Below are 22113 nucleotides of genomic sequence, written 5' to 3' on the forward strand. Positions count from 1 at the left end.
GCGGCCTCTCTCTGCAAAAGCCTTACCGAGACCTTTGGCAAGAATCAGTGGCTAGCAAGGGAGAAGTGAGGCGATCGCGTATTCTAGTATCGTAGGGAAGAAGCTTTACCTTTGAACAACTCCACTTAAGGTCGTTATGTCAAGTATTGAGGCCGAAAACTTTAGTCAACTCTTTCCACTGTTTGCAGCCAGTTCCGAGGCGGCACTTTCTTCAATGCTGTCAGTGGCTTGGCATAACACCTACCCGGCGGGGCGTGCCATTCTAATTGAAGATGCGTGGGGCAATGCGGTTTACTTTATCCTCTCAGGCTGGGTGAAGGTGCGGCGACTGCTCGCTGATGGGGATTTCATGACCCTAGCGATCCTTGGGCCGGGGGATTTTTTTGGTGAAATGGCCATTCTTGACCAATCACCCCGCTCAACAGATGTGGTGGCGCTGTGTCCAGCGGAAGTTTTGTCTGTGCCGGCGCAAAAATTTGTCCATGTCCTGCGCCATGAGCCGGATCTGCACTATCGGATGCTGCAATTGATGGCACAGCGGCTACGCTTGACCAATACGCGCATTGAACTGTTGCACAAACCTCCTGCCGTCAAACTAGCCCATGTCTTGGTGAATTTGGCACGGCGCTATGGTCAGCATCCAGGGGGCAATGCCAACACAGCCGTGATTTTCAATGTGCCCATCAAGGATTTAGCGGATGTGGCCAACATTAGCCCTGATGAAGCCCATCAACTGCTGGATAAACTGGTGGCGAAAAACTGGATCAAGATTGATGCGGCCAAGCAACAACTCCAAATTCTCAATTTGCCGCAACTAGAGCAATTGGCACAGCAAGCGGTGAATTAAAGTTCTGTTGGCTTGTTGAGGCGCAGTGACCTCGCCTAGGATAACAATAGTTGCAAGCTCTTTCTGCTATGGCGATCGCCCCCAACCTCTACGAACACACCTTGGTTCGCTACACGGATCCGCTGCATGCGACAGAACTCCTGCGGCAATATCGCCCGTACCTAGAAATGATTCCCAGTATGCGGCGACCTCAAGAGAGTTTAATTCCAATTCCGCTGCCGATCGCCCATATTCAGGTTCCTGCCGCCACAACCTCGAACCAACGTCCCCAAGTGAAGTCGGTGATGGTGCCCTGTGATTTGGTCTTTGTCCTGTGCGATCCCGAGTGGAAAGTCAAAACCGACATTGAACTGCTGGTCTTTATCCATCGGCCAGGGGAAAGCTTTACGGAACTGCTGACCCGCTGGCGCCAATCCCAAGTGCTCCTCAGTCGCAGTTATAGCTGGGATATGCCCCTGCAACATCGCGATATATTTAGCGAGGGCGCCAATCGTCAATTTCCCCTCTTTGTCCTCTTTCAAGAAACCCTTGCCGTGATCAAGCGCGGTCTCAAGGCTGCCCGATTGCCCTGCGTGATTGATACCACGATTCTCAAGGAACAGCCGTCTTCAGCCACAAAGCTTATGACGGGTGCCTCAGAAAGCACAGAATAGGTTGATCAATATCACAACTTAAGCACCAGCTCCATCACTGCCCTCCCCCTCGCCAAGGGCAGAGAATACCACTATCGAGCTGAATTCTCGATGTTGTGAGTTGAGTTGTCCTATGGTGGCTACCCCCATTCAACCCGTGTCCGATCGTCCATTGACAACGGATTTGGTGCGGCAGTATTTGCAGGAAATTGGCCGTGTGCCCTTGCTCACCCCTAGCCAAGAACTGCGCCTTGCCCAACAGGTTCAGCAGTACCAAGCTCTGCTCGCAGTGCGAGATCAGTCCGATGACCCCCAGATCAAGCGCTATGTGGCGGCTGTGAGGGAGCGCGATCGCCAGCAGCGGCAGTTGGGGCGTCCCCTTACCCGTACCCAATGGGCTGCGCGACTTAAGATGAGTGTGGCTGAATTGCAAACCTGTGTGCAGGCGGGTCGTCAAGCTTGGGCAAAGGCAGCGAATATGACCCTAAGTGAACTTCAGCACATTGAGCGGCAAGGACAGCGGGCAAAAACCCAATTGCTGCAAGCCAACCTGCGCTTGGTGGTGAATATTGCCAAAAAATATCAACATCGCGGCGTGGAATTTTTAGATCTGATCCAAGAGGGGAGTTTGGGTCTAGAACGTGCCGTTGAAAAATTCGATCCGACCAAGGGATTTCGCTTTAGCACCTATGCCTACTGGTGGATTCGCCAAAGTGTCACCCGTGCCGTTGCTAGCCAAAGCCGCACAATCCGCTTGCCCATTCACATGGTGGAAAAACTCAATAAAATTAAGCGTGCCCAACGGCGTCTTGCGGCTCAACAAGGCGCGATGCCCAGTCTAGCGGACATTGCCCAAGAACTGAATCTGGAGGTGTCACAGGTGCGGGAAGTGCTCATGGCTGTTCCCAAATCCGTGGCCTTGGAACAGCGGGTTGGCTCCGACCAAGAAACGGAATTGCAGGAGCTAATTGAATCCACTGCCCCCACCCCCAATGAAGTGATCATGCGTGAGTCCCTGCGTACTACTTTGAAGCAACTCCTCAGTGATCTATCGCCCCGTGAGCGGCAAGTGATGGAACTGCGCTATGGCCTCGGCGAGCAGCTCGCCCTTGAGATGGCGGAAATTGCGGCACTGCTGGGACTGAGTCGGGAGCGGATTCGCCAAATTGAGCACCGTGCCCTGCAAAAGTTGCGGCAGCCCCAACGGCGCCGAGAAATTCAAGACTATCTTGAGGAGTTTGCCTAGGGCGTCTCCAACTGAATGCCGTGGGGACAGCACTCACAGATCCATAGATCAAGGTCGGGGTCTGGTAGGGCGCGCCGTACCCGTTGCATGATGCTGTAACCTTCATCGGCAGAGGGCGCTAGGGCAAACACTGTTGGCCCAGATCCTGACATCATGCTGGCGATCGCCCCAGCGGCGAGGAATTGCTCCTTTAACTCTGCCACCAAGGGATAGCGGGGCAACACTACCTTCTCTAAATCATTACGGAGGCTGGCGGCCAATTTGGCGATGTCACGCTGCTGAATGGCCTGTAACAGGGTTGCGGATCCCCCCTCTTGGCGGGCTTTTTCCTGCTCGTTGGGGGTTTGGGCATAGGTGGCGGCGAATTCCTGCCGATAGGTTTGATAGGCCCAAGGGGTGGCCACACTGAGGGAGCGATACTTCCCTAGGATCACAGTTAATCCCTGTAAATCCGCTAGGGGCGTCAACTGTTCACCGCGCCCTAGGGCTAAGGCGGTTCCCCCTTGCAGACAGAAGGGCACATCAGCCCCCAATTGCGCTGCAAAGGTTTGCAATTCCGCTTGCGTCAGACCCAACTGCCACAGGAGATCTAAGCCCACGAGTACCGCTGCTCCATTGGTGGAACCCCCGGCCAAGCCTGCCCCCATAGGAATTCGTTTTTCAATGAAAATTTCAACGCCATCGCGATCGGGAAAATGCTGCTGGAGTAAGGCCGCTGCTTTGTAGGCGAGATTTCGTTGATCGCAGGGGACAGCCGGGTTAGTGCAATGGACTTTAATTTGGCGATCGCGCCGCGGGATGAGTTCAATGCGATCCATGAGGGAAACCGCCTGCATGACCATTACCAGCTCGTGGTAGCCACTGCCATCTAAACAATTGCCAACAATTTGTAAAAAGAGATTAATTTTGGCAGGTGCCAGCAAACGATACACGCAGCCCCATCCTCACAACCACCTCGTTCAATAGCATATTATTCTTCTATTCCTCTTTGGCAGGCGCTAAACAGAAGTCCCCATGATTTTGGAACGAATGATTGAGCTGTTGCAGTTGCCCTTTATGCAGCGGGCACTGTGGGCAGGCATCTTTACGGGAGGGATGGCGGGTGCCCTCGGTAGCTTTACAATCCTGCGGCAACTTTCTTTTTTTAGTGATGCCTTGGGGCACTCAGCCCTACTGGGAATTAGCCTAGGAATTATTCTAGGATTGAATCCCTCCGTGATGTTGCTGCCCTTTGCCGTGGTGTTTGCCCTCGGGGTGACCTATCTGCTGGAGCATACGCGACTATGGACGGATGCCCTCTTGAATATCATCTACTCAGCCTCCTTAGCGCTGGCGGTGATTTTGCTGAGTATGAGCGATCGCTATCAGGGGGGGCTAAATAATTTACTCTTTGGCGATATTTTGGCGGTGCGCCCAGCCGATCTCGTCATGAGTGGCATGCTCTGCGCCCTTGTCGGCACTTTCATCCTGCTCACGTTACGGGTGCAATTGTTAATCACAGTGAATGAGGCCTTGGCGGTGGCGCGGGGGGCGGCGGTGGGGATTCAGCGGCTGCTGTTTATCACCCTATTGGCCTTGGTGGTTGCCGTCTCGATTAAGACAGTGGGGGTATTGCTCATTAGTGCCTTTGTGGTGATTCCCGCCTGTGGCGCTCGCCTGTGGAGTCGGCAATTTTCGCAGTACGTGGTTTTGGCGGCCCTAGTAGGGGTAGGCAGTGCCATTGTTGGTATGCTCTTGTCAGCAGGGATGAATTGGCCATCGGGGCCGAGTATTGTGGTCTGTCAACTGGTGTTCTTTTTAGGCTCGATCGCGATTAACTCACTGCGAGGGGCGTGGCTGCATAGAGGGCAGAAATCTCCAGCAAGCTGAGGCGTGAACGGGCTGTCAGCTCCAAGGGGGAGCGATCGCCCCGCTGGAAATGATCCACTGCCGCACAGCCAATCATCGCCGCATTATCGGTACATAGCCGCAGAGGCGGAAAAATCAACTGTAGCCCCAAGGGTTCAGCAGCCGCAGTCAGGTGTTGTCGCAGTCCAGAATTTGCCGCTACGCCTCCCCCAATGGCGAGGGTTTTGAATCCATGATCCACTGCTGCCGCGATCGCCCGCTTGGTCAAGGCCTGTGCCACCGCCTTCTGAAAACTGGCCGCAAGGTCAGCCACCGGCAATTCATCATGGGTTTGACGCAGCTCCTCCACGAGTCGTGCCACTGCGGTTTTCAGCCCACTAAAACTGGAATCGTAGGGATGCACCTTGCCATCGGGGAGGCGGATATTTCCCTCTGGTAGATCAAAGGCCTCTGGATTGCCCTGCTGCGCCAAGCGATCGAGCACTGGCCCCCCTGGATAGCCCAAGCCCAGTAGGCGTGCTACCTTATCGTAGGCTTCCCCCGCCGCATCATCCCGCGTTTGGCCAAAGAGTTGGTACTCGCCACAGCCATAAACGCCAATGAGACTGGTATGCCCGCCAGACACCAAGAGGCAGAGAAACGGTGGTTCAAGGGTCGGTTCCGCTAAGTAGGAGGCATAGAGGTGGCCTTCAAGGTGGTGAATTCCCAAGAACGGTTTTTGCTGCACAAGGGCAAGGGTTTTTGCCGCCGTAACCCCAATGAGCAGCGACCCCACCAATCCGGGAGCACAGGTGACAGCAATGGCATCAATGGCAGACCAATCACAACCGGCCTCACTCATCGCTGCTGTGATCACGCCGTTAATGTTTTCCAAGTGGGCACGGGAGGCGACTTCCGGTACGACACCGCCAAAGGGTTGATGGGCACGTACTTGGGAGGCAATCACATGACTTTCAATGGCGCGATCGCACACTACGGCTGCTGCCGTTTCATCACAACTGGTTTCAATGGCCAGAATTCTTACCATCGGGCAGACGTGGGCATGAAGCTAGAGCCTCTTTTCAGTCTAGCCGGTTTTTCGAGTGAAGTTGCTGAAGGGCGTTTGCGCAATGCCGTGAATTCTCGAGGTTGCAACCAGCGCTACGGTGAAGATTCTTAAGAATCTCCTAAATCCCGATCAAGAAGTAGAATATACTATGGGTTGGGCAATCTGCTCAATGTCGTGCGTGTGCCAAACGTCTTGTGGAACTGTCTGCCAAAAGTGAGTACGCCCTCTTGGCGCTCTTGGAAATGTCAGCGGCCTATGAACAGGCGGAGCCGCTACAAATTCGCCAAATTGCTGCCCTGCACAACATTCCCGATCGCTATCTGGAGCAACTGATGGCGACCCTACGCCGCAAGGGGCTGATTCGCAGTCAACGGGGGGCACGGGGTGGCTACCTGCTGGCAAAAGCACCTTGGCAAATCTCAATTTTGGACGTGCTCAACTGTATCGAGGGGATTGAGTCCAAGCTCGCCCAAAAGCCGCCTGAAAAGGGCGATCTGGAGCGTAGTCTGATCCGTTCAGTGTGGCTAGAAGCCTGCGCAGCAGCCAATGATGTTTTGAAAAAGCATACCCTTCAAGATTTGTGCGATCGGCGGCAGGCTTACCAGCACGTGGATGTCATGTACTACATCTAGGCTGGGGTTGACATTCATCTAATTTTTCTAAGGTTTTTGTCTTGAATTGGAGATTGATATCCCATGAACATTGCCCCCGATATTACTGCCCTCATTGGTCGGACGCCCCTTGTACGCCTGAACCGCATTCCCCAAGCGGAAGGCTGTGTGGCAGAAATTGTCGTCAAACTAGAGAGCATGAATCCTGCGGCCTCGGTTAAGGATCGCATTGGCCTGAGTATGATTCAGGAGGCAGAAGCAGCGGGTCTCATTACCCCCGGTAAGACGGTTTTGGTGGAACCCACATCGGGCAATACCGGGATTGCCTTAGCAATGGTGGCGGCGGCAAAGGGCTATCGCCTGATTCTCACTATGCCAGAGACCATGAGTGCAGAGCGGCGAGCTATGCTGCGTGCCTATGGAGCAGAGCTGGATTTGACCCCCGGCACAGAGGGGATGAGTGGTGCCATTCGTCGCGCCGAAGAAATTGCTGCCTCCCTTGAAGATGCTTTCATGCTGCAACAATTCAAAAATCCCGCCAATCCCAAGATTCATCGTGAAACCACTGCCCTCGAAATTTGGCAAGATACGGACGGTCAAGTGGATATTTTGGTGGCTGGAGTGGGTACTGGAGGTACGATTACGGGAGTGGCAGAAGTGATCAAAGCCAAGAAGCCCAGCTTTCAGGCGATCGCTGTCGAACCTAGCAATAGTCCTGTCCTTTCAGGCGGCAAACCAGGGCCCCACAAAATTCAAGGTATTGGCGCCGGCTTTGTGCCCCCCGTTCTTAAACGAGAACTCATTGATGAAGTGATCCCCGTCTCTGACGATCAAGCGATTTATTTTGGTCGCCGCCTAGCCCGTGAAGAAGGCCTTCTTTCAGGCATTTCCAGTGGGGCTGCCCTTTGCGCTGCCATTCAGGTGGCTCAACGACCCGAAAATGCGGGCAAGTTAATTGTCATGGTGCAGCCGAGCTTTGGTGAACGCTACTTAACCACACCCCTGTTTCAGGATGCACTGCCCTTGGTACCCAGTTACTTGCAACATTAGCCACAAGTGGAGTTCAGTGTCAAGGGTTGTTTTGTGCCAACTAAAACTTGGTTTGTAGGTTGCGGCGATCGCCTAGGGTGGGTCATCAGTTAAGCCAGATAACAGCGGCAGCGAGATATATCGCACCTAAAAAGTTTCGCGCTGTCTTATCGTAACGTGTGGCAATCCCTCGATACGGCTTGAGCCTAGCAAAAAAATTCTCAATCAAGTGCCGAGCTTTGTACAGTTCTTTGTCATAACCACGACGCTGTTTACGACAAGACTTGGGCGGAATGACAGCCTCGCACCCTTTCTCCGCTAGCCGTCTTAGCACCCGCCGCTCATCTGCATCATAGGCTTTGTCCACCAGTAATGCCTCAGCAAAACACTGCCTCGATGGTCAATCGATCTGATGATACGCCCTAGAACTTCGGCCAATTGGGACTGAGTCACAGCAATTTTCCTCTAGACTCTGTCAAACAATGTAATTTTGGCCAAGAGTCCTGCCACCATCAAAAAGAGTGCCACCAGTAATGCCCACAGGCGATTGTCCGTTGAACTTTGGCGTTTCCCTAGCTCCACTAACTGTTCGCGATTGTTCTGTACTTCTAGGCGAACGGCCTCGATTTTGGCCTCCATGGTGTTGAACTTTTCACGGATTTCTGCTTGCCCCACCTTCACTTCAAGGGTGAGTTCTGTCAACTGCGACTGGATTGCCTTCACGGTTTCCAGAACTTCAGACAGTTGGGATTGGGTGACAGGCTCGGTCATGATGGCTGCTCAGGGAGGGGTAATTTCATTTTAGGGGAGCAAGCAATTTCTGTTTTCAGATTTTTTATAAATCTTGTTAGGAAGGTTGTTGGTCAGGGGAGGTCATTGACAGCAGCTAAGGGGCGAAGATAGGTCTGCACCAATGTTTGATAGAAGCCTAAGACGCGCTTATCTTTGAAAACAGCAGGGACACGGGCAAAGGCGGCACGGGAAATAATGGCATATTCAGGAATGGCAAATACGCTTGTGTCATTGGCTTGATACTGTGGCCAAAAGTAGGGAGTGAGGTGGGGGAGTTTCTGGAGAATCCGTTCAATTTCTGTTTGGGCAACGGCCATTGCCTTGTCGGTTGTGGGAGCACCATTAAAGAAAATAGGCAAAGGAAGGGGGCCGCCTTCACGGCGCAAGGTGTGAATTTCATTAAAGAGAAATTGGTGAATCACCTGAGCGGCATTGTTGAGGGAGGAGAGATCGGTGTGGCGGGTGGGAATCAAAACGGCGTCACTGGCATACACGGCGCTCTTACTTAAAAAGAGCCAAGCACTGGGGCAGTCAATGAGGATGTAGTCGTAGCGATCGCGCAAGGGGGCGAGGAGTTCCCGCAGGCGAGTAATGGGTGGATATTGGGTTTGCATCGCCTGAATAAGAATGCTTTGCAGTTGCGGCGCAGCGGGAATGACATCAAAAATATGGGCAGACTTGATACTGCTGCTGGTGCGGATGCGCAGGTCAAAAGGGCGAATCGTAGCCGTAATCGGCTCATCAGGGTTTTGCAGACAAGCCGCAAGGGTCGTACTGGTGGGGGTTAGCTCAAGGGCGCGGCTGAGATCCCCTTGGGGGTCGCAATCAATAAGCAAGACAGCGGCATCTGCCACAGCAAGGGTGGCGCCCAAGTTAATCGTGGTGGTGGTTTTGCCCACTCCCCCCTTATGGTTATAGAGACAGAGGGTGGTGGCACGGGGGCGCGATCGCAAGCAGGTTTTGAGGTCTTCGATAATGCCCTCAAGGCGATCGCCCGTCAGTTCATAGTTGGGCGTCACTGGATAGACCAAGTGACCATGGCGTTGAAAAAGCTGTAGATGGCGGGCATTCGTGATCAACCCCCAAGCGGTTCCTTGGCAATGGCAACCCCTGAGAAGTTGGCGGAGTTGTTGCAGAGCGCGGCTATGATGGGTAGACCCATTCTCAAGGTTCAAGACCACGGTTTGACTGGGGGTATTGCGGGAGCGACGGGCAGGGGGTTTAATCTCCACAATTAAATCGGGGTCAACTTGAGTCTGACAAAAAGGAGGCTGATGTTCGCGGGGAAAACGGGCTGCCACATCGGCAATGCCCATACCTGTGTCAAAAGAGGAGACGCGATCGCGATCGCCAAAGCCCAACACACTCAGGAGCGGTTGCACAAAGTGCTGCTCAATAACGGCTTCAGAGGTTTCGTCACCGTGAATTTGTTGCCATTGCGATCGCAAGCGGGAAATATCCAACGTTCAGCACCATCCAGCCGTCTTGAATCTTTACAGAATAGGTTGGCCACCCCTGAGCGTCAAGATCACGACGCTACCAAATCACTGTGGATTGAGCTTTCCAACAGCCTTGATCATTGGCTATGATAGTAAATCTGCAAATCTTTCACATTCGTCCCCTTGGGTGTCCTCACCGGATGATGGACGGATGGTTGTTTAACCCATAGGAGTACAACTCAATGGCAGTTCTTAGCCTTGCCCAAATGCTGGAGGCAGGGGTTCACTTTGGCCACCAAGCCCGCCGCTGGAACCCCCGGATGGCACCCTACATCTTCACGGTTCGCAATGGGGTGCACATCATTGACCTCGTGCAAACCGCCCAACTGGTGGATGAAGCCTACAACTACATCCGCAACGCCGCTGAAAAAGGCAAACGCTTTTTGTTTATTGGTACCAAGCGCCAAGCCGCCGGCATTGTCGAACAGGAAGCGCTCCGCTGCGGCAGTTACTACGTCAACCAGCGCTGGCTGGGGGGGATGCTCACCAACTGGAATACCATCAAAACCCGTGTCGATCGCCTCAAAGAATTAGAAAGCATGGAGGAAAATGGCCTCATTGATCTGCGGCCAAAACAGGAGGCTTCAGCCCTGCGGCGAGAACTGGCACGTTTGCAAAAATACCTTGGCGGGATTAAACAGATGCGGCGGCTTCCTGATGTCGCGATTATTGTTGATGTCAAGCGGGAATACAACGCCGTTGCCGAGTGCCACAAATTGGGGATTCCGATCGTGGCGCTGCTGGATACCAACTGCGACCCCAATCAAGTGGATATTCCCATTCCCGCTAACGATGATGCCATCCGTTCGATTAAGCTGATTGTGGGTAAACTAGCCGATGCCATTTACGAAGGCCGCCATGGTCAGTTGGACGAACCAGAAGCGGATCTCGGTGATGAGGACGACGATGGGATGACCGCCAGCGACGATGGTGATGCTGACGCCCTAGATATTCCAGATGATTCTGACGCTTAATCCTTGAGGAACAGATCATGGCAGAGATTTCAGCCAAACTAGTCAAAGAACTGCGGGACAAAACCGGTGCCGGCATGATGGACTGCAAGAAAGCCTTGCAGGAGTCCAACGGCGATATGGAAGCCGCCATTGCTTGGTTGCGGCAAAAGGGTCTAGCCTCTGCGGGCAAAAAAGCCGGGCGCGTCACCAGTGAAGGTCTGGTGGATAGCTACATTCACACTGGCGGGCGCATTGGCGTGCTGGTGGAGGTGAACTGTGAGACCGACTTTGTGGCTCGCAACGAGAAATTCAAAGCCCTTGTCCAAGACATTGCCAAGCAAATTGCCGCTTGCCCCAATGTGGAATTTGTCTCAGTGAATGATATTCCCGCTGAGTACAAGGAAAAAGAACGCCAGATTGCCCTTGGCTCCGATGCTCTCAAGGGGAAACCTCCGGAAGTCAAGGAGAAAATCGTTGCTGGCAAACTAGAGAAAACCCTCAAAGAGCTGTGCCTGCTCAACCAGCCCTTTATCCGCGATCAGTCCAAGACCGTTGAAGAGTTGGTCAAAGAGCACATTGCCGAACTGGGGGAAAATATCCAGATTCGCCGCTTCCAACGCTTTGTCCTCGGTGAGGGGATTGAGAAGCAAGAAACCAACCTTGCTGAAGAGGTGGCTGCCCAAACCCAAGCCATGAGTGCTGCCGCAAAAACGGCCAAAGCACCCCCAGAAGTGGCCGAAACTGCCCCACCTGAAGTGAGTGCCCCTGAACCAGCAGCGGAAACAACACCTGACGAGCCAGCCCCAGAACCTGTCACAGTTTCTGAGCAGACAGTGGAACCAGTGGCTGAGCCTGCTGCCAAAAACCCTGAACCAGTCGCTGAACCTACGGCTGAAAGTAAGGGATTTGGTGCTGCTGCCAAAAAATCTGGTGGCAAGTCTCGGACTGCCAAGAAGAAAAAATAATGATCCTAGGCGTAGCCATGGGCTTGGAGAAAGGCGAGGTCAATTTCGACTGCGGTTGAGGCGTCTTGAGGCTGGAGAAACTTGCGGGTATATTTGCCCAACAGATCCGCCTCTAGGTTCACACCATCGCCAACCCTAAGAAATTGCAACGTCGTTTCTGCATAGGTATGGGGGATGACAGCAATGCTGAATTCATCCCCTTTTTCATTGCAATGGGCAACGGTGAGGCTAATGCCATTGATGGCAATGCTGCCCTTGGGGATGATGTAGGTTGCTACCGCTGCAGGGGCAGAGAAGGTGAATTCCCAACTCGTGCCTGTGGGCGCGATCGCTAGCACGCTACCCACACCATCCACATGACCGGTCACAAAATGCCCTCCCACCCTATCCCCAACGCGCAGGGCAGGTTCTAGGTTCACCATTGCGCCTGCTGCCGCTTTGGCCGCCAATGTGGTGCGTTGCAGCGTTTCCGGGGAGACACTGACCGTAAACCCCGTGGCATCAACTGTTTCCACTGTGAGGCAGACCCCATCCACAGCAATACTATCGCCAATGGCCACCTCAGCAAGGAAAGGGGCATCGGTAGCGTTAATTGCCAACTGGGACTCGGAGCGTTGCTGGAGGACACCGATCGCCTGAATAATGCCAGTAAACATTGTTCTTCTAGCCGTTGAGTAAACGCCTTTGATAAAACTTTAATTCTGCCTCAAGGGCGGTGGCGATCGTGCTGCTTTGGCGGAAGCCGTGTCCCTCTTCGGCAAAGGTGTAATATTCTACGGGAATGCTCTTGGCCTGAAGGGCGGCTACCATCTGTTCCGCTTGGCTGGGGGGAACAACGACATCCTTTAGCCCCTGAAAGAAAATCACCGGACAGGTGAGGCGATCCGCATGGTAGAGGGGCGATCGCTGGCGGTAGAGGTCTGCCCCTGCGGGATAGGGGGCAATCAGTTGATCAAAATAATGGGCTTCAAAAGCATGGGTTTCCTTGAGCAGGCTAAGGAGATCACCAATGCCGTAGTAACTTGCTCCCACATGGAAGGTTGTCGTAAACGTCAGGGCACACAGAGTGGTATAGCCCCCAGCACTGCTGCCGCGAATGGCTAAGCGATCGCCATCCACCTTTCCTTGGCGAACTAAATACTCTGCCCCAGCGCTACAGTCCGCCACATCCACCACGCCCCACTGTCCCCGCAGGGCATTGCGATAGGCACGACCATAACCCGTACTGCCACGATAGTTGACATCCAACACCGCAAAGCCGCGACTAGTCCAAAACTGGATGCGCAAATCGAGACCTGTGCCACTGGCTGCCGTTGGCCCGCCATGACTTCTCACGATTAAGGGGGGGCGTGAGTCTGCCGGGGGCTGTACTTGGGGATTTTGGGGCGGGTAGAAAAAGCCGTAGGCGGTTGCGCTGTCACTCGTCGGAAATTCCATCACCTCGGGCTGGGAAATCCACTCCCGTGGCAGAGGAGAAGCAATGGGTTGCAGCGGTGTGGTGGTGCCGTCATCCAGATTGAACTCAACAATATGGGGGGGCAACAGGGGCGAACTGCCAATCAAGGCAACGGCGCGATCGCTCAGGCGAACGAGAGAATGAATCTCAGTGTAGTCCGTCGGGACAGTTTGCCACTCACCCGTGGCTAGGGAGACGACTGCCAGCCGCCATAGGCCGCGATCGCTATAGGTTAACACCACCGTTTCCGGGTTCACCAAAGCATAGGTGGATTGACCAAAGACCCACAGGGGCACACCGGCATCATAACTGGCCTGCCAAACAGGTTCATGGTGGCCATCACGGTAGCGGTAGAGATTCCACCAGCCAGAGCGATCGCTGATGTAGTAGAGGGTCTCTCCCTGCCATTGGGGTTGCTGCACCGATTCATCGCTGCTGCCAGCAATACGGTAGGGGGTACCAAGGGAGCCGTCGTCATTGAGGGTTGCCCCCCAGAGTTCACAGCCATCCCAAGGCATCTGCGGTGCTGACCATTGCAACCAAACCAAGGTGTTGCCCCCTGGACTCAAGCGTGGCGCCGCATAGAAGCCCGCTCCTTGAACCAGCACTGTCCGTTTTCCCGACAGGTGAATGGCAACAATGGACTGTTGGCTGGAGCCATCGGCAAAATGCGCCTCTTCGACACACAACAGGCGATCGCGCCAAGGATCGACGCAACCATCGGCAAAGCGCGTATTCGCCGCTTGATAGATTAACTGAGGGCTGGGTTCCCCAAGGGCATAGATTCCCTGATCGGCATCATTGACAAAGTAAATCTGATCACCGTGGTACCAGTAGGCACCGCCGCCATACTCATTCACGCGCGATCGCGCACTCCAAGGGGCAGCCAAAAGTTCTTGCCCTTGACGCACCAGCACTACTCGCCCCTTTTCTTGGGGACGCCGCTCTAACCCCACCAAACCTAGGGGAGTGGCGCGCAATTCACTGAGACTGGTGGCCGCAGCACTGACTTCGGCGGCAGAGAGGATCGAAGGCCAGTGACCGTAGTCCAAACTCATTGGGGAATTTGCTCAAGCACCAACTTTTGCCGTTTCACTGGCTCTGGGATGCTAATCGGGTACTTGCCCGTAAAGCAGGCGGAACAAAAGCGATCGCCCGTATCATAAGTGGCGGCAATCATTCCCTGCCAACTGAGATAGCTCAGGGAATCGACACCAATCTGAGCGGCAATCTCAGCCACGGACTTGGTGGCTGCAATCAGTTGATCTTGGGTATCGGTGTCAATGCCATAGAAGCACGGGTGAGTGACCGGCGGCGAGGAAATCCGCATATGTACTTCCACTGCACCGGCATCCCGCAGCGCTTTGACAATTTTGCGGCTAGTGGTGCCCCGCACAATCGAGTCATCCACAATCACCACCCGCTGTCCCATCAGCACATCCCGCAGCGGATTCAGCTTCATGCGAATTCCCGACTCTCGCATCGACTGGGTGGGCTGAATAAACGTCCGCCCCACATAGCGATTTTTAATCAGGCCTTCGGCGTAGGGCACCCCCGTCGCTTGGGAAAAGCCAATGGCAGCAGGGATACCGGAATCCGGTACAGGAATGACGATGTCCGCCTCGGCGGGAGCTTCGCAACCCAACTGCTGTCCCAACCGCTGCCGGTAGCTATAGAGGCTCTCCCCCTGCATCACACTGTCAGGGCGGGCAAAGTAAATCATCTCAAAGATACACAGCTTGCGTTGCGACTCTGCCCATTGCACACTGCCAATCCCGTCGGCACTAATGTGGACGAGTTCCCCAGGCTCCACCTCCCGCACATAGTCCGCACCAATAATATCGAGGGCACAGGTTTCAGAAGCTAGCACGTAATGGGGCGTGGTCTCACCCATGAGGCGGCCAATCATTAAGGGACGAATGCCATGGGCATCTCGCAGGCCAAACAATCCTGCTGGTGTCCCCATCACTAGACTAAAAGCCCCTTGGCACTGTTGAGCAGCGGTAATGATCCCCTCTGACCAAGATTGACCGGTGGCCACGGCTTGGGCGATCGCCCAAGCAATGAGTTCCGAATCTGTGGTACTGGCTAACACCGCCGTAGGGGCATCACAGGCTAGGACTTGTTCGCGCAGAGCGTAGGTATTCACTAAGTTACCGTTGTGGGCTAAGGCCAAAGGCCCAAGGCGAGTGTCCACCACAACGGGTTGCGCATTGACAATGCGACTAGAACCGGTGGTCGAGTAGCGGTTGTGGCCGACAGCCAAATCTCCCACCAGCCCTCCAAGAATCTCTTCGTCAAAGACTTGGGAGACCAAGCCCATATCCTTGTAACAGTGGACGGTGTCACCCGCAAATGTGGCAATTCCCGCCGATTCCTGACCTCGATGTTGCAGGGCATAGAGACCAAAGTAGGCGAGGCGAGCCACATCCGCCCCCGGGGCATAGACCCCAAAGACACCACAGGCTTCTTCCGGCTTATCAGCAAATTGTTGTTCTGTCATTTAGTCCAAATACTTCGGCAGGGGCGATCGCCACGCAAGAGCTAACTCTTCCATCGTAACCTTGATAAGCGGAGAATTGTCACAGGTGTCAATACACAGTTCTGTATGTTCACCATTAACAACCCCTAGGCGTGTCCAAGCATTGGGCAGTTGCGCCTGCACATAGGCTTCCCACACCGTCTGTGCCGCTGGCGGCACCGAAACCAGAATGCGCGCCCCCCCTTCAGCAAACAGCAGCACATCCCACCGCGGATAGGTGCCCGCTGGCAATTGAATCGTTGCCCCCCGTTGGCTGCTGAGACAGCTTTCCGCCAAGGCCACGGCCAAGCCCCCCTCGCTGAGATCGTGGGCACTGGCAACCCACCCCTGCTGAATGCCATAGCGACACACCGCCTGCACTCGCTGCTCTAGGTCTAAATCAATCTGAGGTGGACGCCCCGCCACAAGGCCATGGATCTGGGCAAGGTATTCCGACCCACCGAGGCTCAGGCGCGGATCACTCAAGGGCGTGGTCAGAGGCAACCCCAATAGGTAAATGGCATCTCCGGGCGATCGCCAGCCCTGACCGACAACCCGCTGCAAATCGGGAATCAACCCCACCATCCCCACCACGGGGGTCGGATAAATCGGCTGTGGTTGGCCATTGCGATCAATTGTTTCGTTGTAGAGGGAGACATTGCCACCCGTGACTGGCGTTTGTAGAGCCCGGCAGGCCTCCGCAAGACCGCGGCAGGCATGGGCCAACTGCCAGTAACCTACGGGCGTTTCGGGACTGCCAAAGTTGAGGTTATCGGTGACGGCCAGAGGCTCTGCCCCCACACAACTCAGATTACGAGCGGCTTCGGCCACAGCTGCTTTGCCGCCTTCGTAGGGATCCAGATACACATAGCGGCTGGGGCAATCGACCGTCGCCGCAATCCCTTTGGAGGTGCCCCGCAGGCGAATGACCGCTGCATCAGCATCACCGGGGAAAACGAGGGTGTTGTTTTGCACCTCGTGATCGTACTGACGATAGACCCATGCTTTAGAGGCAATACTGGGGGTGGCGAGAAGAGTGAGCAAAATCTCCGCGGGCGATCGCGCCGGTAGCGCCAATTGATCCACCGACCATTGCCGCGCCTGTTGGACATAGACAGGTGGCTCACTGGGACACTGTCGCTCATAGAGGGGGGTATCTTCGGCAAGGGCACGGGCAGGCACCTCTGCGGCCACCTCGCCCCGGTAAAGCACCCGCACCAGCGGTTCAGCAATGACGCGACCCACAACCACCGCCTGCAAGCCCCAACGATGGAAAATCTCAATCAGTTCGGCTTCCCGCCCTTGCGCCGCCACAAAGAGCATCCGTTCTTGGGATTCCGAAAGGAGAAACTCGTAGGGCACCATCCCCTGTTCCCGTACGGGCACTTTGTCCAAGTCCAGTTCAATACCAACACCGCCTTTGGCAGCCATTTCTGCAGTCGAGCAGGTCAAGCCCGCTGCCCCCATATCTTGGGCGGCCACCACTGCCCCCGTTTGAAAGGCTTCCAGACAGGCTTCAATGAGGCATTTTTCCATGAAGGGATCCCCCACTTGGACGGCGGGGCGATCGCTCATTGATTCATCAGTGAGTTCAGCGCTGGCAAAACTTGCCCCCCCCATGCCATCACGACCCGTTGTAGATCCCACATACAGCACCGGATTGCCAATGCCACTCGCTCCCGATTTAACAATTTCTGGGGTTTCCATGAGGCCTAAGGCCATGGCATTCACCAAGGGATTACCGGCATAGCAAGGGTCAAAATAGACCTCGCCCCCCACCGTGGGCACACCGACACAGTTGCCATAGTGGGCAATACCCGCCACGACTCCTTTCACCAATTGTTGGGTTTTGGCTTCCTTAAGATCGCCAAAGCGCAGGGCGTTCAGCAGGGCAATGGGACGCGCCCCCATCGTAAAAATATCCCGCAGAATCCCCCCCACGCCGGTCGCTGCCCCCTGAAAGGGTTCAATGGCCGAGGGATGATTGTGGGACTCAATCTTAAAAGCAAGGCGCAAGCCATCCCCTAAGTCCACGACGCCGGCATTCTCACCGGGACCGACCAGTACCCGTGCCCCTTGGGTGGGAAACTGCTTGAGCAAGGGACGGGAGTTTTTGTAGCAGCAATGCTCTGACCACATCACCCCAAACATACCCAATTCCGCGCGGTTGGGATGGCGGCCAAGGCGGCGGACAATTTCGGTGTACTCTTGGGGCTTGAGGCCTTCAGCAGCAATCTCAGCCTCAGTGACGAGGGGCGTTTGGCTCATAGCAAAGGATGATTTCGGCTACGTTATTGATTATCGAGCCTAGCGGGAATTGGGGTACCAAAACATCCCCTTAATCCCCTCGGGATCCGGGCGAAAACCCAACTGACGGTAAAAGTCGACAACATGGGGATCGGCAAAGAGGGTAATGTTGCTGATGTCCTCGCTGCGCAGTTCTTTGATCATCTGCCGCATTAATTCTTTGCCCAGCCCCCGTCCCTGAAACTCTGGATGCACGACCACATCCCAAATCGTGGCATTAAAGGCGTGATCCGAGGTCGCACGCGAAAAACCAATGAGGCGACGATAGGCACCCCGCTGCTCCCACATCGAGATCACTAAAAAGCTATGCTGAATTGCTTTTTTCACCTTGCGAATGGGGCGGCGCGACCAGCCCACGGCATCACAAAGTTCCTCGAGTTCATAGACATCAATATCTTTTTCTTTGCTGAAAATAATTTGGCTTTCGCTGCCATTGTCCCGCTCTACCTGAGAACCTACACTAGGGGACGTCGTGGTGGCGCTGGCAGTCGGTTGCGAATTGAACAGCGATTTCCAGAAGCTCATGCAAGTATGCTGGAGATGGGGAAACGACCAAGTGTAACCCGGCCTAGGCTATAGTATAGCGACTCTCACCCATGGTTTCCGATTTTCAACTGCGTAACCTTGATGTCCTGAAGCGATTCAACCGCTCCTTTCCGGACTTTTATGAGCAATTTGTTGGTCGGGATGTGCAACTGCAAAACCTGAAACTGGGGTTTCAAATTCATAAGACCAATCAGGCGGTGATTCAGATTGTCCCTGAGGGCGATCGCTCCGTTCTCCACTTTGCCCACCGCAATCACTCTTACCTGCTCAGTGATCTCTTTGGGGTGATGGCCGCCTACAAGCTGACAATTCACAATGTCTCGCTCTATGGCCATGTCCGACCACCGATGCTGGTGTTTGTCAAACTGGTGCTCTCAGAGCAGGGCAAACCCCTGACGAAAAAGCGTAGTGAAAGCGTGCGCCGTGCCCTCCAACAGACCCTCAGTGGTGAATTTGCCGTTGAGGAAATGCTGGCCATGGAGTTTAACCTCAACGAAGGCCTGCCGCAAATTACCACCAGCTTTTATCAGGATCAGGTCTTTCATCTGCCGGCACTGTTGGTGGAGTCCACCAATCATCCGGCGTTGCTCTACAAGGTGATGCACGCCATTTGGCAAGAGGAACTGCTGGTGGTGAATATCAACTTTATGCTTTGGCAGGGACGGGTGCGACTGTTACTCTATCTGCTGGGACCCAATGGCAGTGTGATTCCCGATTATTTAGGCTCGCGTATTGCTGCCAAGATTAAGGATCATCTAACGGGAAACACTTAGGGTAGGATAGGGGGTGTTTGTCTCCTTTGTTACAAGTCCAATGACGGCTGAACAACATCTCCACCTGTGGCGAGCAGTGAATCTCAGCGATCGCATTCTGGCGGCCATTGATGTTGGGACAAACTCAATTCACATGGTGGTGGTGCAAATTCAGCCCAGTTTACCCAGTTTCAAAATCATTGCTGCTGAAAAAGATATGGTGCGGCTGGGGGAACGTTGCCAAATTACGGGGCAACTGACAGAGGAAGCGATGAAGCGGGCGATCGCCACCCTGCGCCGCTGTCGCGAATTGGCCACGGGTCTGAAGGCCGAAGAAATTATTGGCGTGGCCACCAGTGCGGTGCGCGAAGCCCCCAATGGTCGCGAGTTTTTAGAGCGGGTCAAGGAAGAGACCGGCCTGACGATTGATCTAATTTCCGGCGAAGAGGAAGCGCGGCGCATCTACTTGGGCGTGCTCTCGGGGCTAGAGTTCAACGGCAAGCCCCACATCATCATTGACATTGGCGGTGGCTCCACAGAGTTAATCTTGGGGGATGGTCATGAACCCCGCTACCTCAGCAGTACCAAAGTGGGGGCAGTACGCCTGACGGACTTATTTGTCAAAAGCGATCCCATTAGCGATCAGGACTACGCGGCCCTGCGCGCCTATGTACGGGGAATGTTGGATCGTGCCGTTGAAGACCTGCGGCAGCAGCTTGGCCCCCATGAAAAACCGCAATTGGTGGGTACCTCAGGCACGATTGAAAGCCTGATGATGATTCACACCTGCGATCGCCTTGGTGCTTGTCCCCCCTCCCTACGCGGCTATGAACTGACGCTAGGGGACTTAAAGGCACTTGTGGCCAAATTGCGGCGACTAAACTTTAACCAGCGCTGTCAACTCTTGGGGATGTCGGAGCGGCGCGCTGAAATTATTGTTGCAGGGGCAGTGATTCTCGCTGAGGCCATGGAGATGCTTGGTCAAACCAGCCTGATCACCTGCGATCGCGCCCTGCGGGAAGGCATCATTGTGGACTGGATGCTTACCCACGGCCTGATTGAAGACCGCCTCCGCTATCAAAGCTCGGTGCGTCAGCGCAGTACCTACAGTTTGGCGCAAAAGTTCCATGTCAATCTTGCCAGCAGTGAACGGGTGGCCGATTTCGCCCTGACGCTCTTTGATCGCACCCAAGGGATTCTCCACAACTGGACAGAAGCAGAGCGAGAACTCCTCTGGGCAGCAGCGATTCTCCATAATGCCGGTCACTACGTCAGCCATTCTGCCCACCACAAACATTCCTACTACCTTGTGCGCCATGGGGGTCTGCTCGGCTACACCGATACGGAAATCGAGATCATTGCCAACCTCTGTCGCTATCACCGCAAGAGTCCCCCCAAGAAAAAGCATGAAAACTTCCGCCAACTGGTGGGACGGCGAGAACGGCAAATTGTCGAGCAACTGAGTGCGATTCTACGGCTGGCTTCGGCCTTGGATCGGCGACAAATTGGGGCCGTGGATCACATTACCTGTGAGTGGCGCGCTGTACAACGGGAGTTTTGTGTGCAGGTACATCCCGCTGATCCGAGCGATCGCTGTGAACTGGAAATTTGGAGTGTCAACTATAAAAAAGAACCCTTTGAAAGCCAATTTGGCGTCAGTTTGAAGGTGGAATTAGTGCCCGCCAGTAGTACGGCTCTAGCCACAGCAGTCAACTACTAAATTCAACAGCCTTAAACTTTTTCCACTGGGGGCTGCCCCAACAGTCCTTGGGGGCGCACAAGCAGCACCAGAAAGAGAATCGCAAAGGCCGCAGCATCCCGAAACCCCGAAGCAGCGGCAGGCACCATTGCCTCCACTAGTCCCAGCAAAAAACCCGCCAACATTGTCCCCGGTAAGCTCCCTAGACCCCCCAGAACAATCACCGCTAACCCCTTGAGACCAAAGATCACGCCAAACTGCGGCCCCGTAATCCCAACACTCAGGGCGACGAGGGTACCAGCAACGGCAGCCAAAGCACTGCTGACAAAAAACGTCACTTGAATAATGCGATCGCTATCAATGCCCAGTAATGTCGCGGCAGTCGGATTTTCGGCCACCGCTTGCAATCCTTTCCCCATGCGCGTCCCTTTGACCCAATAGGTCAGGGCAATCATCAAAGCCACGGCCACGGCAAAGATGACAAATTGACTAGTGCGCAGGGCAATGTCCCCCAACCGCAGGGTGAGGGGCAATCTCCCCCAGAGTTGATCGGGATAGGTATAGACTTCGGCACCCACCAAATACTGGATCAGGTTGGTGAGGAGAACAGCCGCCCCAAGGCTGGCCACCACGGTCAAGAGGGTATCGGCGCGCTGTTGCCGCAGGGGTCGAAAGACGACCCAATCAATGCCAACCCCCAACAGGCCACAGCCAAGGGCACTGAGAACTAAGGCCAGCGCAAAGGGTAAGGCAACGGGAAGCTGTCCATTGGCCAACAGACCATTAAAGCCAAAGCGTCCCCCTAAGAGGGCATAGGTGAGATAAGCGCCAATGGCAAAAACAGCACCGTGGGCAAAGTTGATGATGCCCAAAATCGAGAAGACAAGGGTATAGCCGAGGGCAAAGATGGCATAAACACTCCCTGTGGCCAATCCATCCACAAGGACTTGCAGGCTGCTTGTTAGCACCTACGCTCCTTCCACAAGGGCACGATAATCCGCTGCTGAGAGGAGTCCCGTAGGGGGGGTACTGACTTGCACCTTCACCAACCACCCCTCCCCATAGGGATCGGCAGCAATTTGCTCTGGGTTGTCAATGACAGCTTGATTGACCTCAATCACGGTTCCGGCGAGGGGTGCATAGAGATCCTCAACGGCCTTGACCGACTCAATGGTGCCAAAGCGTTCGCCGGGTTCTAGGACATCGCCAACGGCAGGCAACTCAACAAAGACAATATCCCCCAGTTGATCGACGGCAAAGGCACTAATGCCGAGGGTGGCTGTATCGCCCTCAAGGCGCAGGTACTCATGGCTGTCGAGATATTGCAGGTCGTCAGGGTAGGTGAGCGTCATAGCAGATTCC

21 protein-coding genes and 1 pseudogene are annotated in these 22113 nt (G+C 54.6%); 10 read left to right on the forward strand and 12 right to left on the reverse strand.

Translation table 11 applies throughout. The annotated features are described in order from the left end of the window. Positions 1–136: 136 nt before the first annotated feature. From RHH81_RS09535 to RHH81_RS09545, 3 genes are all read left to right on the forward strand, one after another. Positions 137–847: a Crp/Fnr family transcriptional regulator gene (locus RHH81_RS09535; protein WP_206199973.1), complete on the forward strand. Its 711-nt coding sequence runs from the start codon at positions 137–139 to the stop codon at positions 845–847. A 68-nt stretch (positions 848–915) separates the two neighbouring features. Continuing rightward, positions 916–1500, forward strand: a complete 585-nt coding sequence (locus tag RHH81_RS09540) for a hypothetical protein (protein WP_206199974.1) — start codon at positions 916–918, stop codon at positions 1498–1500. 112 nt (positions 1501–1612) lie between these two features. Beyond that, positions 1613–2725: a sigma-70 family RNA polymerase sigma factor gene (locus RHH81_RS09545; RefSeq protein ID WP_310742968.1), complete on the forward strand. Its 1113-nt coding sequence runs from the start codon at positions 1613–1615 to the stop codon at positions 2723–2725. Here RHH81_RS09545 and ispE read toward each other — a convergent pair. Beyond that, positions 2722–3657, reverse strand: a complete 936-nt coding sequence (gene ispE, locus RHH81_RS09550) for a 4-(cytidine 5'-diphospho)-2-C-methyl-D-erythritol kinase (protein WP_206199976.1) — start codon at positions 3655–3657, stop codon at positions 2722–2724. The two genes, RHH81_RS09545 and ispE, sit on opposite strands and share 4 nt — an antisense overlap. An 82-nt stretch (positions 3658–3739) precedes the next feature. Between ispE and RHH81_RS09555 the strand changes: the two genes are divergently transcribed. Continuing rightward, positions 3740–4594 carry a metal ABC transporter permease gene (locus tag RHH81_RS09555; protein WP_149818932.1) on the forward strand — a complete coding sequence of 285 codons (855 nt, stop codon included), beginning with the start codon at positions 3740–3742 and terminating at the stop codon, positions 4592–4594. Here RHH81_RS09555 and tsaD read toward each other — a convergent pair. After that, positions 4539–5600: a tRNA (adenosine(37)-N6)-threonylcarbamoyltransferase complex transferase subunit TsaD gene (tsaD, locus tag RHH81_RS09560; protein WP_302678173.1), complete on the reverse strand. Its 1062-nt coding sequence runs from the start codon at positions 5598–5600 to the stop codon at positions 4539–4541. The genes RHH81_RS09555 and tsaD overlap by 56 nt on opposite strands. A 215-nt stretch (positions 5601–5815) precedes the next feature. Between tsaD and RHH81_RS09565 the strand changes: the two genes are divergently transcribed. Continuing rightward, positions 5816–6253, forward strand: a complete 438-nt coding sequence (locus tag RHH81_RS09565; protein ID WP_206199978.1) for an Rrf2 family transcriptional regulator — start codon at positions 5816–5818, stop codon at positions 6251–6253. 63 nt (positions 6254–6316) lie between these two features. Then, positions 6317–7282: a cysteine synthase A gene (gene cysK, locus RHH81_RS09570; protein ID WP_206199979.1), complete on the forward strand. Its 966-nt coding sequence runs from the start codon at positions 6317–6319 to the stop codon at positions 7280–7282. A gap of 85 nt (positions 7283–7367) precedes the next feature. On the opposite strand, the pseudogene RHH81_RS09575 reads toward cysK, so the two are convergent. From RHH81_RS09575 to RHH81_RS09585, 3 genes and pseudogenes are all read right to left on the reverse strand, one after another. Next, positions 7368–7643, reverse strand: a pseudogene (locus RHH81_RS09575) (transposase); the annotation flags it as partial. A gap of 83 nt (positions 7644–7726) precedes the next feature. Further along, positions 7727–8032, reverse strand: a complete 306-nt coding sequence (locus RHH81_RS09580) for a hypothetical protein (RefSeq protein WP_310742969.1) — start codon at positions 8030–8032, stop codon at positions 7727–7729. A gap of 92 nt (positions 8033–8124) precedes the next feature. Next, entirely contained in the window at positions 8125–9516 is a 1392-nt protein-coding gene (locus tag RHH81_RS09585) for a ParA family protein (RefSeq protein WP_310742970.1), read from the reverse strand. A gap of 218 nt (positions 9517–9734) precedes the next feature. Here RHH81_RS09585 and rpsB point away from each other — a divergent pair, with 218 nt between their 5' ends. Both rpsB and tsf read left to right on the forward strand, forming a co-directional pair. Beyond that, complete coding sequence (rpsB, locus tag RHH81_RS09590) at positions 9735–10526, forward strand: 30S ribosomal protein S2 (protein WP_149818942.1); 792 nt, start codon at positions 9735–9737, stop codon at positions 10524–10526. 17 nt (positions 10527–10543) lie between these two features. Further along, positions 10544–11470, forward strand: coding sequence for a translation elongation factor Ts (gene tsf / locus RHH81_RS09595; RefSeq protein WP_206199982.1), 927 nt, complete (start codon positions 10544–10546; stop codon positions 11468–11470). A gap of 5 nt (positions 11471–11475) precedes the next feature. Here the strand turns inward: tsf and RHH81_RS09600 are convergent, their stop codons facing one another. From RHH81_RS09600 to RHH81_RS09620, 5 genes are read right to left on the reverse strand one after another with little or no spacing between them, the layout of a single operon-like run. After that, a complete protein-coding gene (locus tag RHH81_RS09600) occupies positions 11476–12126 on the reverse strand; it encodes a riboflavin synthase (RefSeq protein WP_302678174.1) in 651 nt (216 codons plus the stop codon). Between the two features lie 7 nt (positions 12127–12133). After that, positions 12134–13984, reverse strand: coding sequence for a prolyl oligopeptidase family serine peptidase (locus RHH81_RS09605; protein WP_206199984.1), 1851 nt, complete (start codon positions 13982–13984; stop codon positions 12134–12136). After that, complete coding sequence (gene purF, locus RHH81_RS09610) at positions 13981–15429, reverse strand: amidophosphoribosyltransferase (protein ID WP_206199985.1); 1449 nt, start codon at positions 15427–15429, stop codon at positions 13981–13983. Before purF ends, RHH81_RS09605 begins: the two co-directional genes overlap by 4 nt. Further along, positions 15430–17715 carry a phosphoribosylformylglycinamidine synthase subunit PurL gene (gene purL / locus RHH81_RS09615; protein WP_310742971.1) on the reverse strand — a complete coding sequence of 762 codons (2286 nt, stop codon included), beginning with the start codon at positions 17713–17715 and terminating at the stop codon, positions 15430–15432. Positions 17716–17754: 39 nt separating this feature from the next. Next, the gene (locus RHH81_RS09620) at positions 17755–18279 is read right to left on the reverse strand and encodes a GNAT family N-acetyltransferase (protein WP_302677753.1); all 525 of its coding nucleotides are present in this window, start codon (positions 18277–18279) and stop codon (positions 17755–17757) included. Positions 18280–18350: 71 nt separating this feature from the next. On the opposite strand from RHH81_RS09620, the gene RHH81_RS09625 reads away from it, so the two are divergent. Together RHH81_RS09625 and RHH81_RS09630 are read left to right on the forward strand one after the other, a co-directional pair. Further along, positions 18351–19073 (forward strand): hypothetical protein, encoded by a 723-nt coding sequence (locus RHH81_RS09625; RefSeq protein WP_149818954.1) that lies wholly within the window; start codon positions 18351–18353, stop codon positions 19071–19073. 40 nt (positions 19074–19113) lie between these two features. Beyond that, on the forward strand, positions 19114–20772 hold the full coding sequence (locus RHH81_RS09630) for a Ppx/GppA phosphatase family protein (protein WP_310742972.1): 1659 nt from the start codon (positions 19114–19116) through the stop codon (positions 20770–20772). 11 nt (positions 20773–20783) lie between these two features. Here RHH81_RS09630 and RHH81_RS09635 read toward each other — a convergent pair whose 3' ends face one another. Together RHH81_RS09635 and gcvH are read right to left on the reverse strand one after the other, a co-directional pair. Beyond that, complete coding sequence (locus tag RHH81_RS09635; RefSeq protein ID WP_302678176.1) at positions 20784–21719, reverse strand: branched-chain amino acid ABC transporter permease; 936 nt, start codon at positions 21717–21719, stop codon at positions 20784–20786. Then, positions 21720–22103 (reverse strand): glycine cleavage system protein GcvH, encoded by a 384-nt coding sequence (gcvH, locus tag RHH81_RS09640; protein WP_206199991.1) that lies wholly within the window; start codon positions 22101–22103, stop codon positions 21720–21722. Between the last annotated feature and the right edge of the window lie 10 nt (positions 22104–22113).

The sequence above is a fragment of the Thermosynechococcus sp. PKX95 genome (genome assembly GCF_031583295.1).
Classification (GTDB): Bacteria; Cyanobacteriota; Cyanobacteriia; order Thermosynechococcales; family Thermosynechococcaceae; genus Thermosynechococcus.